Origin of the sequence: Streptomyces sp. NPDC005303, from assembly GCF_040607335.1 — a bacterium.
GTDB lineage: Bacteria > Actinomycetota > Actinomycetes > Streptomycetales > Streptomycetaceae > Streptomyces.
In genome coordinates this window covers 128432-141459 of record NZ_JBEXGM010000019.1, presented here as the reverse complement: position 1 = coordinate 141459, position 13028 = coordinate 128432, and the positions used below count along the sequence as shown (strand labels likewise).

General features: G+C 72.0%; 13 protein-coding genes. 4 read left to right on the top strand and 9 right to left on the bottom strand.

Annotation, left to right across the window (positions count from 1 at the left end; all coding sequences use genetic code 11):
• Positions 1–66: 66 nt before the first annotated feature.
• From ABZT93_RS25305 to ABZT93_RS25265, 9 genes are all read right to left on the bottom strand, one after another.
• A complete protein-coding gene (locus tag ABZT93_RS25305) occupies positions 67–654 on the bottom strand; it encodes a hypothetical protein (RefSeq protein ID WP_356108455.1) in 588 nt (195 codons plus the stop codon).
• A gap of 5 nt (positions 655–659) precedes the next feature.
• On the bottom strand, positions 660–1526 hold the full coding sequence (locus ABZT93_RS25300; protein WP_356108450.1) for a carbohydrate ABC transporter permease: 867 nt from the start codon (positions 1524–1526) through the stop codon (positions 660–662).
• Positions 1523–2461 (bottom strand): sugar ABC transporter permease, encoded by a 939-nt coding sequence (locus ABZT93_RS25295; RefSeq protein WP_356108447.1) that lies wholly within the window; start codon positions 2459–2461, stop codon positions 1523–1525. The genes ABZT93_RS25300 and ABZT93_RS25295 overlap by 4 nt, the downstream gene beginning before the upstream one ends.
• Positions 2458–3741 (bottom strand): ABC transporter substrate-binding protein, encoded by a 1284-nt coding sequence (locus ABZT93_RS25290; protein WP_356108444.1) that lies wholly within the window; start codon positions 3739–3741, stop codon positions 2458–2460. The genes ABZT93_RS25295 and ABZT93_RS25290 overlap by 4 nt, the downstream gene beginning before the upstream one ends.
• Before the next feature lie 71 nt (positions 3742–3812).
• A complete protein-coding gene (locus ABZT93_RS25285; RefSeq protein ID WP_356108523.1) occupies positions 3813–4577 on the bottom strand; it encodes a cupin in 765 nt (254 codons plus the stop codon).
• Between the two features lie 131 nt (positions 4578–4708).
• Positions 4709–5635 (bottom strand): PmoA family protein, encoded by a 927-nt coding sequence (locus ABZT93_RS25280; RefSeq protein ID WP_356108441.1) that lies wholly within the window; start codon positions 5633–5635, stop codon positions 4709–4711.
• Positions 5632–6744 carry a Gfo/Idh/MocA family oxidoreductase gene (locus ABZT93_RS25275; RefSeq protein ID WP_356108439.1) on the bottom strand — a complete coding sequence of 371 codons (1113 nt, stop codon included), beginning with the start codon at positions 6742–6744 and terminating at the stop codon, positions 5632–5634. The genes ABZT93_RS25280 and ABZT93_RS25275 overlap by 4 nt, the downstream gene beginning before the upstream one ends.
• 158 nt (positions 6745–6902) lie before the next feature.
• Complete coding sequence (locus ABZT93_RS25270) at positions 6903–7523, bottom strand: TOPRIM nucleotidyl transferase/hydrolase domain-containing protein (protein ID WP_356108436.1); 621 nt, start codon at positions 7521–7523, stop codon at positions 6903–6905.
• Positions 7524–7575: 52 nt separating this feature from the next.
• Positions 7576–8361 (bottom strand): class I SAM-dependent methyltransferase, encoded by a 786-nt coding sequence (locus ABZT93_RS25265; protein ID WP_356108433.1) that lies wholly within the window; start codon positions 8359–8361, stop codon positions 7576–7578.
• Positions 8362–8521: 160 nt separating this feature from the next.
• On the opposite strand from ABZT93_RS25265, the gene ABZT93_RS25260 reads away from it, so the two are divergent.
• The 4 genes from ABZT93_RS25260 (at position 8522) to ABZT93_RS25245 (ending at position 12969) form a co-directional block, all read left to right on the top strand.
• A complete protein-coding gene (locus ABZT93_RS25260; RefSeq protein ID WP_356108429.1) occupies positions 8522–9724 on the top strand; it encodes a sensor histidine kinase in 1203 nt (400 codons plus the stop codon).
• Positions 9721–10368, top strand: a complete 648-nt coding sequence (locus ABZT93_RS25255) for a response regulator transcription factor (RefSeq protein WP_356108426.1) — start codon at positions 9721–9723, stop codon at positions 10366–10368. The genes ABZT93_RS25260 and ABZT93_RS25255 overlap by 4 nt, the downstream gene beginning before the upstream one ends.
• Before the next feature lie 141 nt (positions 10369–10509).
• Positions 10510–11649, top strand: coding sequence for a GNAT family N-acetyltransferase (locus tag ABZT93_RS25250; protein WP_356108423.1), 1140 nt, complete (start codon positions 10510–10512; stop codon positions 11647–11649).
• Between the two features lie 90 nt (positions 11650–11739).
• Positions 11740–12969: a DegT/DnrJ/EryC1/StrS family aminotransferase gene (locus tag ABZT93_RS25245; RefSeq protein WP_356108420.1), complete on the top strand. Its 1230-nt coding sequence runs from the start codon at positions 11740–11742 to the stop codon at positions 12967–12969.
• Positions 12970–13028: the final 59 nt, after the last annotated feature.

The window sequence follows — 13028 nt, the reverse complement described above, 5'->3', positions numbered from 1 at the left end:
CGGACCCAGGAGACCCTGACCGCCCGGTTCGCCGCGAGTGACTCCCCGAACCTCGGCCGAACGTCCTCACACACGGGCGACCGTGAGCCGGACGTCAACGGCGGTCAGCGCCAGCGCCAGCGGCCCCGGAACCAGGAAGGCCAGCGGCACCAGCATCCAGGCGCACAGGGCCGCCGTGGCCACCGCCAGCAGCACCAGGGCGCTCCCGCCGACGTCCCGTACGGTGTCCCGGGCGGCCTCGCGCACGGCGGCCGGCCAGTCGGTGAGCGACCCGGGGCGCGCGCAGGCCCGCAGGCCCACCACCAAGGCCGCCATGCCGATGCCGACGGCCGGCACGGCGAACAGCGGTGCCCCCGGCAGCCCGGCGCCGGCCAGTGCGAGGTCCGCCAGGAACAGCAGCGCACCGGCCGCGGCGACCGCTCCCGCCGCGAGGTCTCCGACCCGCAGCCGTCGCCGCAGGACCGCGAAGTACCGTCCCGCGGTGGCGGGTTTCCCCTCCCCCGCACCCCGCAGCACCGCGCACGCGGTCGACAGCGCGGCCGGGATCGTCACAACCGGCAGGCAGACCGACGCCGTTGCCAGTCCGACGCTCAGCATGTCGGCGAACAGGGTCATCCTGGGGCCGAAGACCTCGCCCGCCTCACGAGCACGCATCCCGCTCACCCCTTGAGTCCCGAACTGGCCATGCCCTCCACCAGGAACCGCTGGAAGGCGAGGAAGAACAGCACGATCGGCAGCAGCGCGATCACCGACATCGCGAACATCGGGCCGAACGCCGACTGGCTGGAGGCGTCCACGAAGGACCGCAGGGCGAGGGTGAGCGTGAACTTGTCCGGGTCGAAGAGGTAGATGAGCTGGGTGAAGAAGTCGTTCCAGGTCCAGATGAAGGTGAAGATCGCCGTGGTGATCAGCGCGGGCCTGGTCAGCGGCAGCACGATCTGGAAGAAGCTGCGGAAGGGTCCGCAGCCGTCGATACGGGCGGCCTCCTCCAGCTCACGCGGCAGACCGCGCATGAACTGCACGATGAGGAAGACGAAGAACGCCTCCGTGGCGAGGAACTTGGGCAGGATCAGCGGCCAGTAGGTGTTCACCAGGCCGAGCTTGTTGAAGATGATGTACTGCGGGATCAGGATCGCGTGGTGCGGCAGCATGATCGTGGCGATCATGAAGGCGAACAGCGGCCCGCGGAAGCGGAAGCGCAGCCTTGCGAAGGCGTAGGCGGCGAGCGAGCAACTGATGACGTTGCCGAGGACCGCGCCGCCCGCGATCAGCAGGGAGTTGGACAGCAGCCGCCAGATGGAGACGTCGTTGACGCCCTCGAAGGCGGTCCGGTAGTTGGACCACTCCAAGTGGCTGGGCAGCAGGTCGAGGCTGGCGATGACCTCGTTCGCGGGCTTGAGTGAGGTGGCCAGCAGCCAGGCCAGCGGGTAGAGCATCACGAGCAGGGCGGCCAGACAGCCCAGGTGCAGCGCGACGCGGCTCCGGCGAACGGGCTTGCGGGCGGCGGCAGTTGACATGGAGGTCATCGGTCCCCCTCGGACGCGTAGAAGACCCAGGAACGCGAGGTGCGGAACAGCACCGCCGTGACGACGCCGATGACCAGCAGCAGCACCCAGGCCATGGCGGAGGCATAGCCCATGTGGGAGGCGACGAAGCCGCGGTCGTAGAGGTACATCGTGTAGACGAGGGTGGAGTCGGCGGGGCCGCCCTTGCCGGCGCTCACCGCGAAGGCGGGCGTGAAGACCTGGAAGGCCTGGATGGTCTGGAGGACCAGGTTGAAGAAGAGCACCGGGGACAGCATGGGCACGGTGACGGACAGGAACTGCCGCCACCGGCCCGCCCCGTCCACGGCCGCCGCCTCGTACAGCTCGGCGGGTATCTGCTGCAGACCCGCCAGGAAGATGACCATCGGCGCGCCGAACTGCCACACCGTCAGCAGTGCCACGGCGAGCAGCGCCCAGCCGGGCTTGTTGACCCAGCCGCCGGTGCCGAGCAGGTTGTCCACGGTGCCGCCGTCGTTGAAGACCGCCCGCCAGACCAGCGCGATCGACATGGAGGCGCCGAGCAGCGAGGGGGCGTAGAACGCGGACCGGTAGAAGGCCTTGCCGCGCTTCAGGGACTGCAGGGCGAGCGCGACGACCAGGGCGAGCGCCAGCTGCAGGGGCACGGCTATGACGACGTACGTCACCGTGGTGAGGACCGAACGCCAGTAGCGCGGGTCCTCGGTGAACATCTGGGTGTAGTTGCGCAGGCCCACCCAGTGGGGCGGGTCGAAGAGGTTGTAGTCGGTGAAGGACAGGTACAGCGACACGGCCATCGGGAGCAGGGTGAGGACGCTCGCGCCGAGTACCCATGGGGAGAGGAACACCCAGGCGGCGCCCTCGCGTTCACGCTTGGGGCGGCGCTTCGGGGTGGTGGCCTCGGCGCTCTTTCGTGCCGTCGGGATCGCGGTGGTGGTCATGACCTCAGCTCCGCCCTCGCCTCGGTGACGTAGTTCTCGGCCGCCTCACGGGGCGTCATGCGCTCGTAGGACACCTGGTCGTAGTCTCGCTGGAAGGTGGTCTGCAGGGCGTTGTCGCCGGAGGGCGGGGCCTGCGGCGGATCCTTCAACTTCCCTTCCAGGGAGGCCTGGTAGTCGGCGACCGTCTTGTCGAAGTCCTTTAGCAGGGGTGCCGTCTCCTTGCGGACGGTCTCGTTGACGGGGATGCCCCGGGTGGCTCCGAGGATCTTCGCCGCCCCCTGGTCGTTGAGGAGGAAGTCGACAAGCTGGGCAGCTTCCTTAGCGTGGCCGGTGTGGGCGGAGACGCCGAGGAACATCGACGGCTTGAAGTACTGGCCGGGTGTGCCGTCGGAGCCGGACGGCATGGGTGCCAGGGCGATCCCCGTCGGAACGATCGCGAGGTAACCGCTCGACGGGGCGTCCCAGTTGGTGTCGGAGACCGCCTTGCCGCGGCCGAGCGGGGTGTTCTCCACGGAGCCGTCGAGCTGGGTGGTCTGTTCGGCCGGGGAGACCGCCCCTTCGCGCCGCAGCTCGTCGGTGAAGGTCCACCACTCGGTGAGGTCGGCGGCGGTGAAGCCCGGTCGGCCGCTCCTGCTGTAGAGGGCCTTGCCCCGGCCGCGCAGCCAGACCTCGAAGGCGTCCTCGCTCTGGCCGGGGTCGGTGGCGCCGGGTTTCCCGGCCATGTCGGCCAACTCCCGGACGGACGCGGCCCATTGGGACCAGGTCCAGCCCGCGCGCGGGAGCGGTACTCCGGAGTCCTTCCAGGCCTTGACGTCGTAGACGACGGTCTCGGTGCCCCGGCCCTGCGGGATCGCGTACTGGGTGTCGTCCACGCGGCCGGTGGCGAGCAGCCCGGAGTCGATCTCGGAGGTGCGCAGGACGGCCTTCTGCTTCGCCAGGTCGAGGAGGACCCCGCCGGAGGCGTACTGGTCGATCTGGCGGTAGTCGAGCTGCATCACGTCGGGTGCGTCGCCGCCCGTGGCCTGGACGGCGAGCTTCTGCTTGTAGGCGTCGTAACCCGAGAACGATGTCTGTACGGATATGTTCGGGTGCTGTTTCTCGAACAGCGCGACGGCCTGTTCGGTGCGCTCCGCGCGGTCGGGGTTGCCCCACCACGTGTAGCGGAGCACAGCCTTGCCGCCGCCGACCGTTTCGCCGGATCCCCCGCAGCCGGCCGCCAGCGCGCAGAGCGCGAGTGCGACGGCCGAAGCGCAGAACCCCTTTGTCCTGTGTCCGGGCATGCCGAGGTCACCTCATCCCTTCCTCGGACTTTCTACGGCCCCCCTCGGAACTCCCCCCAGAACGGCCGGTGTTACTCGCCGCCGTACGGCAGTGTCGTGCCCGGCAGGTTGTACTCGTCGCGTCTGCCGCACATCCCGAAGCCGCCGAGCCGGGTCGGCGCGGCCTCGTGCGCGGTCGCCTCGCCCAGATACGACGGCTCGCCGGACGCCAGCGCGTCCAGTTGGGCGCCGGTGCGCTCGGCGGTGGCCAGGGCCCCGGCCCGCCACAGCTCGCGCCAGTGGGGCACCTTGTCCCGCACCAGCCGGGCGGCGGCCCGCTGGAACTCCAGGTACGGGCCGGTGTCGCCGTCGGTCAGGGCCTCGCGCAGCACGAGGTAGCCCTCGACGGCGAGGTCCCTGCGGCGCCGGGCGGCGGTGGCCGTCTCCGGCCCGGTGCCGGGCGGCAGCTGTGCCGCAGACGCGTACCGCTCGGGGTCGGCGAGCACCTCCGGCGGGAAGGTGAAGACGGCGTCCCCGGCCTCGGGAAGGCCGCTGTTCTGCATCAGCACGGTGATGCGCAGGTCACCGCCCTGAACCATACGGTGCACGGTGCCCGGGGTGAACCAGGCGATCGAGCCGGGCTCCAGGGGGATCTCGCGGTAGCCGTCGGGGCTCAGTGTCTGCACGGCGCCCCGGCCGCCGGTGACGACGTACGCCTCGGTGCACACCAGGTGCAGATGCGGGCTGCCGCCGCAGACGCCGTCGGCGGCCTCCCAGTCGTAGGCGCTCAGGTGGGAGAGCCCGACGGCCCCGGGCAGCGGGTGCGGCAACGCGGGCCTCCCGACAGCGCCCGGCAGCGCGGGCCCCCTGCCAACGCCGGGCAGCGGCCGCGGCAGCGCGGACCCGCCGACGGCACCGGGCTGCTGTTCCCATGGCACGGGCCAGGCCGGGTCCGTCGGGTGCGGTTCGCCCTGGCCCTGGCCGCCGCTCACCACGGCAGCCCCTTCAGGTGCTCACCCACCCGTTCGGAATCCCAGGCGCCGTCGGCGACGACCAGCCGGTAGCGGTACTCGAAGGACTCCCCCGGCGGCAGCTCGAACTCCTCGAAGAACGCCCAGGAGAACGCGACCGTCGGGAAGGGCTCGGAGCGCACGAACCAGTGCGACTCGTGGATCGCGGTCCCCGCGTCGAGGTTCTCGGGGGCGTGCGCGAAGACGAGCGTGGAATGGGCGTCCACGTCGTCGTGTTCGGTGGTGAAGGCGAGCCAGGGGCTCTGGCTGCCCATCAGCTTGTCCGCGTCGCCGTCGATGTCCGGGGCGAAGACGGCCCCGCCGGTGAAGTCACGGGGACCGCGCCACTGGAGCCCGGTGTAACCGGCCATCTCACGGCCCGCGGTGGTGGGGGAACCGAAGGCCAGGGGCTCGGCGCGCAGATTGGTGAGCCGGATCGACCAGTCGAGCGCCCAGGACCCTGCGGTCTCGTCGACCGAGTGGACGGCCAGGCCCCGCTCTTCCCGGGCCCACTCCTCGCCGCCGTTCTCCACCCAGGTCAGCGCCTCGGTGACGTCCAGCCGGGCCTCGGAGACGGCGAACGCGGTGAAGCCGTCGTGCCGCATGGAGCCGACGCGTTCCGGCAGGGGCAGGTAACCCTGGCCGTGGACATAGCAGTTGCCGCCCCAGAAGTTCTGCCCCGACAGATGACTCGCCGTCATCTGCAGGCCCTTGTGCCAGCGGTGGTCGTTGGGACGGTAGCCGGTCACCGTGCGGCCGCCGAGGGTGCGCACCGGGTGGGCGTAGGGCTTCTGGGCCTCGAAGGCCTCGGGGTCGGGGCGGTAGACGTAGCGGAGGATCTCCGTGCCGTTCGCCGCCTCGACGGCGATGTGCTCGCCGTGGACGTGGCTGACGCGGATGCTCATGCGCGCTCCTTGGGGGCCCAGTGGGGGTGGTCGCCGTGCATGGCCGGGTAGAAGGGGTCGCCCGGTGCGATCTCGCCCGCGTGCACGGGCTGCCCGGTGAACGCGGACTTGTAGAGCGCGGCGGCGAACTCGAGGGTGGCACGCGCGTCGGCGCCGCTTCCGGGCGGCCTGACACCGTTGTCGTACGCATCGAGGAGCGTGGCGAGCTGGGCCGTGTGCGAGCTGGGCACGTCCGCGGCGGGGGTGCGCCAGGCGTCGGCCCGGTCAGCGGCCACATGGGGGGCGGGCGTGTAGGTCCAGTCCTCGTTGCGGTGGCCGTAGAGGTGGGTGAGCTCGACGGTCGCGTCGGCGCAGTCGATGCGGATGCGGCTCACCTCGTCGGGGGACAGCACGCTGTTGACGACGGTGGCGAGGGCGCCGCTCTCGAACCGGACGAGGGCGGTGGAGACGTCCTCGCTCTCGGTGTCGTGGACCAGCCGGGCGGCCATGGCGCGGATCTCCGCCCAGGGGCCGAGCAGGTGCAGGAGGAGGTCGTACTGGTGGATGCCGTGGCCCATGGTGGGGCCGCCGCCCTCACTGGCCCAGGTCCCGCGCCACGGTACGGCGTAGTAGGCGGCGTCCCGGTGCCAGGTGGTCTGGCAGTGCGCGACCCGGGGGGCGCCCAGCTCGCCGCCGGCGATGAGCTCGCGCGCGTGGACGGCGCCGGAGCCGTAGCGGTGCTGGAAGACCACGGAGGCGTAGGCGCCGGACGCCTCCTCGGCCGCCGCGATCTCGTCGTACTCGGCGAGCGACAGCGTCAGCGGCTTCTCGCACAGCACCCAGGCGCCCGCCTTGAGCGCGGCCACCGTCTGCTCCCGGTGCAGCGACGGCGGGGTGCCGATGAGGACCAGGTCGGGACGTACGGCGTCCAGCATCGCGGCCATCGAGGTGTACCCGGCGACCTCGCCGCCCGCGAGCTCGCGGAAGGCGTCGAGTCTGCCCTGGTCCACGTCGACGGCGGCGACCAGTTCTGTGCGCTCGGCGTGGGCCCTGAGCGCGGACAGATGGCTGCCGCTGACGATGGCGCCGGTGCCGACCACGGCTACGCGGCGGCGGGCTGGACGGGGCATACGGTCCTCCTGGGACGTCCGGCAAGGGGACGCTGACGTGCGGGGAAAGCGCTTGCTCTCCCGAGGGCGACCCTAGATGCCCGGCGATTGTCCTAACAAGACCCCGGGCGGTGATATCGGTGAACACGCCACGCACACCGTTCGCCCACCTGCCTGACTCAGGAGAGTGCGGCGAACAGGTCGTCGAGCGGGGCGGGCACCCGGTCCGGGGCGAGGGCCTCGACGAGGACACGGCCGTAGTGGATCTTGCGCCCCTTCTTCGTGCCGAGGAAGCGCCGCAACTGCTGCTGAGCGGTGCGGCCCCGCTGTGCGGGCTGGGACAGGAAGGTCTGGAGCTGCCGCAGCTCGCCCTCCTCGCGCACGAGCTCCTGCACCCGTGGCACCCCCAGCGCGCGGATGAGCTCGTCCTCCAGGTCCGCCGCGCAGACGAAGTACCCGTCCGGTGCCGCACCGGCCCGCTCCCAGCCCCGGGCGTAGAAGGGCTGCTCCCGCTCGTCGCACAGTCCCGTCAGACGCAGGCCCAGGCCGGACGGGCCGAGGAGGCCGGCGAAGCGGCCGACGCTCATCGCCCCGCCCATCGCCAGGACGCAGAGTCCCTCGGCGGCCAGGTCCCGGCCCCGGCTCTCGGCCAGCGCGTCGACCGCCGCCACGTCGCTCGGCCCTTCGAGCAGGACGACGGTCCGGACGGACACCCGTGCGGCCAGTTCGCGTGCCTGGTCGCCGGGACCTCCGGCCGCCCACGCCGTGACCGCGTCCCGGAACTCCCCCATGTCAGCCATGGGACGAGTCTGTGCCCTCAGTGGACCCGGCGACACGCAATTTCCGCCGGGGTCACCGGCTCGCCTCGCCGTGCGTCACCCGGATCTTGGACTGGCCGTGCGGGAGTTCCTCCCAGTCGTCCATGAAACGGGCGCGCAGCCCGTGCTTCTCGGCCAGGGCCACGAGCGTCTCCACCCGGTAGTAGAAGTCCTCCCGCAGCACATGGTGTTCCTCGCCCTCGGTGCGGTCGAAGGTGAAGTCGAACCAGCCGCCCGGGGCGAGCACCCGGCCGACATGGGCCAGGCACTCCTCGATCACCGGCAGCGGCGAGTGCGAGAAGACGCTGTGCGCGTGGACGACGTCGAAGTGGGCGTCCGGCAGGAAGCGCAGTGTCAGGTCGCGGACCGGGGTCAGGTTCGGCAGCCGCTTCTGGAGGGACATCTCGACGATCGTGTCCTGTGCGGCGAGGAGGATGTCGGGCGAGATGTCGATCCCGTGGTAGTTGCCCGGCTCCAGGTGGCGGATGAAGCGCCAGCCGCCGCGCAGGTTGCCGCAGCCGATCTCCAGCATGCGGTGCTCGGGGCGCAGACCGTGGCCGAGCAGGTAGTCGAACTGCATCGCCCCCAGCGCCAGCCAGCGCTCCCGGCTGCGGCTGCCGACGGCCGCGTCCGGGTCGGTGCGGGTGTCGGAGCGCATCACGGCGCGGTAGTAGGAGACGTGGTCCGGGTGACGACGGCGCAGCCACAGGTCGCGGGCGGCGCGGACCGCATGGCGGGGCACGCGGTCCGGGTGGCGCAGGGCGTAGCCGACACGGTGGCCGAGGGCGGCACGGTTGGCGGTGAGGTTCCTGGCGGGCATCGGGAGGCCTTTCGGAGGTCTTCGCTCTGCTGCCCAGCCTCGGTGCGGCGGCCGTGGGTCCGGCTCGGTCAACCGGCGCGAGCCCCGGGGAGGTTCGGGCGACCGCCATGTCAGCCGATCGGTTGATGCGGTCCCGTGTCCGGCACGTTAGACACGGAGCATGAACCACACCGATCCGGACGAGCGCTGGTTGGGCGCGATCGTGCACGGCGCGTTCTTCCTGCTGCTCGGCTCGTCGTTCGCCCGCTTCCTGAGCCGCGACCAGGGCGGGGCGCGCACCGGCTCGGTGGTGGCGCTGTTCGCCTTCTTCTGTCTGCTGTACGTCCTCGGGCATCTGCTGGCCCCACCGCCCCGCCCGGGACTTCCGCCCACCCGGCGCCATCTGGTGTGGCTGGGCTCGGTCACCGCCGTCTGGGTCGTCCTGCTCGTGCTCGCGCCGAGCGCCACGTGGTGTGTGATGCCCCTGCTGTTCGCCGGGTTGCACGCGCTGCCGCCGAGGATCGCGGTACCGGCGGCGGCCGTGCTGACAGCGCTGGTCGTGCTCTCCGAGATACGGGTGGCCGACGGGCCGCTCAACCCGAACATGGTCGTGGCCCCACCGGCCGTCGCCGCGGTCGCCACCGCCGTACTCGTACATCTGCAACGGCAGGGCGCCCGGCAGCGCGTGCTGATCGCGGATCTGGTGCGGACCCGGCACGAACTCGCCGCCACCGAGCGGCGGGCCGGTGTCCTGGCCGAGCGGCAGCGGCTGGCCGCGGAGATCCACGACACCCTCGCGCAGGAGCTGTCCAGCCAGCGGATGCTGCTCCAGGCCGCCGAGCGGGTGTGGAGGACGGACCAGAACGCGGCCCGGGGGCACGTCCGGGCGGCGGCGGAGATCACCTCGCGCGGCCTTGCCGAGGCGCGCCGTTTCGTGCACGACCTGGCCCCGGCCGACCTCGCGGAGCGCTCCCTCGCCGAGGCCCTCGGTGAACTCGCCCGGAGGGAGAGCGGACCGGGACTGACCGTGGAGTTCCGGCTCGACGGGGAACAGGGACCGCTGCCGGAGCGGGTCGCGGCGGCGCTGCTGCGGATCGCCCAGGGCGCGCTGGCCAACGTACGCGAGCACGCGGCGGCGACCCGGGCCGCGCTCACCCTGACCTGGCTGGACGACCAGGTCTCACTGGACGTCGCCGACAACGGGCGGGGCTTCGAACAGGCCGGGACCCGGGCGCCCGAGTCGTCGACGCGGGGGCACGGGCTGCCCGCCATGCGGATCCGGGCCCGCCAGGCCGGCGGCACGCTCACCGTGGAGTCCACACCGGGAGAGGGCACCGTGGTGTCGGCCGCCGTCCCGCTCGCCGTCAAGGAGCCCGCCCAGTGAGTACGCCACCGCCCTCCTCCCCCGTCCGGCTCCTGATCTGCGACGACCACGCCGTCGTACGCGCCGGGCTGCGCGCCCTGCTGGCCAGCGCGGACGGCATCGACGTGGTCGGGGAGGCCGCGACCGGGGAGGAGGCGCTCGCCATGGCCGCCCACCTGCACCCCGAGGTCGTACTGATGGATCTGCAACTCGACGGTGGCATGGACGGGGTGACCGCCACCCGGCAGTTGACGGCCGCGGGCGAGCGGGGCCCGCGGGTGCTGGTGCTCACCATGTTCGACACCGACGCCGACATCACGCGCGCGATCGAGGCGGGCGCCGCCGGTTATCTCCTCAAGGCGGAACAGCCCGAGGAGTTGTTCTCGGCCATCCGTGACGCGGCCTCGGGCCGCGGCGCGCTGTCCGCCCCGGTGGCCGACCGGCTGCTGACCCGGCTGCGCAGCCCCCGCCCCGCCCTGTCCACCCGCGAGCACGAGATCCTCGCGCAACTCGCCCGTGGCCTCGGCAACCGGGAGATCGCCCGGGCCCTGTTCATCAGCGAGGCGACGGTCAAGACCCATCTGGGGCGGATCTACGGCAAGTTGGGCGTCGAGACGCGGGCGGGAGCGGTGGCCGTCGCCAAGGAACGGCGGCTGTTGCCGTGACCGCCCGCGGGAACCATATGTATGCGTTCCGCGTTGTTCCGTTACGGCAGACACCCTTGACAGCGTGCGTACTGTTTCGCGACGTTTGATCCTTGCCGACAGTTCGATCGGCAATGGGGGAATTGGGGGGTGCGATCGCCCATGCGATCGATGAGCAGTGACACGGACATCACCATCCACAGACCCGGGGAACTCGGTGCCTCGCTTCGGGGGGCCTGGCACCGGGCGATGGACGAGACGCCCGACTACGCCAACCCGTTCCTGGCACCGGAGTTCGCGGCCGGGATCGGCAGACACCGCGGCGGCGCCCGGGTGGCGGTCCTGCACCAGCGCGGCGAGGCCGTGGGCTTCCTCCCGTACGAACGCGGCTCCTTCGGCGTCGGCCGGGCCATCGGGCTCGGCCTGTCCGACTGCCAGGGCCTGGTGCACCTCCCCGGGGTCACCTGGGACACCCAGGCGCTGCTGAAGGCGTGCCGGCTCTCGGTGTTCGAGTTCGACCACCTCGTCGAGGAACAGCGACCCTTCGCCCCCTACGTCACGGGCACCTTCGCCTCCCCGGTGATCGATCTCAAGGTCGGCAGCGACAGCTACCCGGAGTGGCTGCGTGGCGCGTATCCCGGGCTCGCCAAGACAACCCTCAAGAAGGAGCGCCGGCTCACCCGCGACCTGGGCGAGATGCGGTTCGTGTTCGACGAGCGAGACCCGAGCGCGCTGCGCACGCTGATGCGATGGAAGTCGGCCCAGTACCGCAGGACGGGCCGGATGGACCGCTTCGCGCGGCCCTGGATCGTGAATCTGGTGGAGGACCTCTTCCAGGTCCGCGAGGAGCACTTCACCGGTCTGCTCTCGGTGGTGTACGCCGGTGACCGCCCCGTGGCCGCCCACTTCGGGCCGACCTCGCGCACGGTGTTCGCCCCTTGGTTCACCGCGTACGACCCCGAGCTGCGCTACTACTCCCCCGGCCTGATCATGCACCTGCGGATGGCCGAGGCGGCGGGCCGGCGCGGAGCCCGGCTGATGGACATGGGGCGCGGCGACAAGGAGTGGAAGGACTGGCTCAAGACCCGTGAGCTGCGCGTGGCGGAAGGATTCGCCACCCGTCCCCATCCGGTCGCGACGACACACCGTCTGTGGCGCCGGCCGGTGCGGGGACTGCGCAACACGGTCAACGCCCACCCGGCCCTGCGTGAGCCCGCCGACCGCCTCCTGAAGACGGTCGGCACCCTGCGCACGTCCCGGCACCGCCCGGAATCCGACAGCGCGGGACCGCTGGCGAGCTGACGCGAGCCCGTTCCCCCGCCTCCCGTGGGGGACGCCGACGCGTGTCCTCCTCCATGGCCCTTCCCTGGCCCGTCGACACAAGGGGTGCCGATGCCGTACGGCTCGCGGCTGGCCGCGACGATGACCCGACGACTGGGACGCGAGTGCGTCTACACGCCCTCGGCCCGGCTGGCCCTGTACCTGGCGCTCCGGCGCTGGTGCCGGCCGGGCGCGCGGGTGCTGATGTCACCGGTGAACGACGACGTGATCCTGTTCGTGGTCCTCGCGGCCGGGCTGCGCCCCGTGATGGCCCCCGTGTCCGTGTGGGACGGCAACATCGACCCGGCCGCCGTGCCGGAGTCCACCTGGCGCGACGTGGACGCGGTCCTGACCACCAACCTCTACGGCGTGCCCGACCGGGTTCTCGAACTGGGGCGCCGCTGCGCGCAGTTGGGGATTCCGTTGTTCGAGGACGCGGCGCACGCGATCGGCAGCCATATGGGCGGGCAGCCGGTCGGGACCTTCGGGAAGGCGGCGGCGTTCAGCCTGTCCAAGCACGTGGCGGGGATGGCGGGCGGCTTTCTCGCCGTCGAGGACGCGCGCACGCGCCGGGAGCTGGAGCTGCTGCGGGACGACCTCCTGACGCCCGGCCGGCTGCGTGAGGACCTGACCACCACCCTGCGCCCGCTGGCCCGGTCCGCCGTCCGGTCGCTCCACCTGGTGCGCCCGGTGTGGCGGACCATGGAGCGCCTCGGGCTGATGGAGCGCGACGCGTTCCGGATGGCCCTGCACGCGCCGCGGCTCGCCGCCTCCGCCCGGGAGGCCCCGAGCCTGACCGCCTACGAGCGGTGGATCCGTGTCGACCTGCACGGCTACCGCTCCCGGCACGGCGCGCTGGTCCGCGGTCAGTTGGGACTGCGGATGGCCCGGCTCGACGAGGACCTGGCCCGGCGCAGGGCCGGGGTCGCGCTGCTGGCGGGCACCCCGTGGGCCTCGCCGGCGCTGCGCGACCGTACGGCGCACGACGGCCCCCTCCCGCTGTTCCGGGTGCCGCTCCTGGTCCACGACCGCGACGCACTCGTACAGCGGCTGGTGCGGCACGACGTGGTGTGCGGATACCTCTACGACCCGCCGCTGGACGACTACGCGGGCGCGGAGTTCGTCGAGCCCTCCCCCGACCCGGCGCCCGCCCGCTGGTTCGCCGCGCACGCGCTCCCGGCCGATCCCCTGCTGGCCCGCAGGATCATGGCCGCGTTCACGAAGGAGCGGGTGGCCGACGCGCACCCCGCGCTGCTGCGGCCGGTACCGGACGCCACACCGCCCCGGCTGCTGGGGCAGTGAACTGTGACACCCCGGCGATCGATCAAAACATCAGGGGGTTAGCATATGAGCGCCGCCTA

What these genes read in the sequence shown, in the direction of transcription:
- ABZT93_RS25305 (WP_356108455.1), bottom strand. Translation starts at nt 654, where the DNA reads ATGCGTGCTCGTGAGGCGGGCGAGGTCTTCGGCCCCAGGATGACCCTG.
- ABZT93_RS25300 (WP_356108450.1), bottom strand. Translation starts at nt 1,526, where the DNA reads ATGACCTCCATGTCAACTGCCGCCGCCCGCAAGCCCGTTCGCCGGAGC.
- ABZT93_RS25295 (WP_356108447.1), bottom strand. Translation starts at nt 2,461, where the DNA reads ATGACCACCACCGCGATCCCGACGGCACGAAAGAGCGCCGAGGCCACC.
- ABZT93_RS25290 (WP_356108444.1), bottom strand. Translation starts at nt 3,741, where the DNA reads ATGCCCGGACACAGGACAAAGGGGTTCTGCGCTTCGGCCGTCGCACTC.
- ABZT93_RS25280 (WP_356108441.1), bottom strand. Translation starts at nt 5,635, where the DNA reads ATGAGCATCCGCGTCAGCCACGTCCACGGCGAGCACATCGCCGTCGAG.
- ABZT93_RS25275 (WP_356108439.1), bottom strand. Translation starts at nt 6,744, where the DNA reads ATGCCCCGTCCAGCCCGCCGCCGCGTAGCCGTGGTCGGCACCGGCGCC.
- ABZT93_RS25270 (WP_356108436.1), bottom strand. Translation starts at nt 7,523, where the DNA reads ATGGCTGACATGGGGGAGTTCCGGGACGCGGTCACGGCGTGGGCGGCC.
- ABZT93_RS25265 (WP_356108433.1), bottom strand. Translation starts at nt 8,361, where the DNA reads ATGCCCGCCAGGAACCTCACCGCCAACCGTGCCGCCCTCGGCCACCGT.
- ABZT93_RS25260 (WP_356108429.1), top strand. Translation starts at nt 8,522, where the DNA reads ATGAACCACACCGATCCGGACGAGCGCTGGTTGGGCGCGATCGTGCAC.
- ABZT93_RS25250 (WP_356108423.1), top strand. Translation starts at nt 10,510, where the DNA reads ATGCGATCGATGAGCAGTGACACGGACATCACCATCCACAGACCCGGG.
- ABZT93_RS25245 (WP_356108420.1), top strand. Translation starts at nt 11,740, where the DNA reads ATGCCGTACGGCTCGCGGCTGGCCGCGACGATGACCCGACGACTGGGA.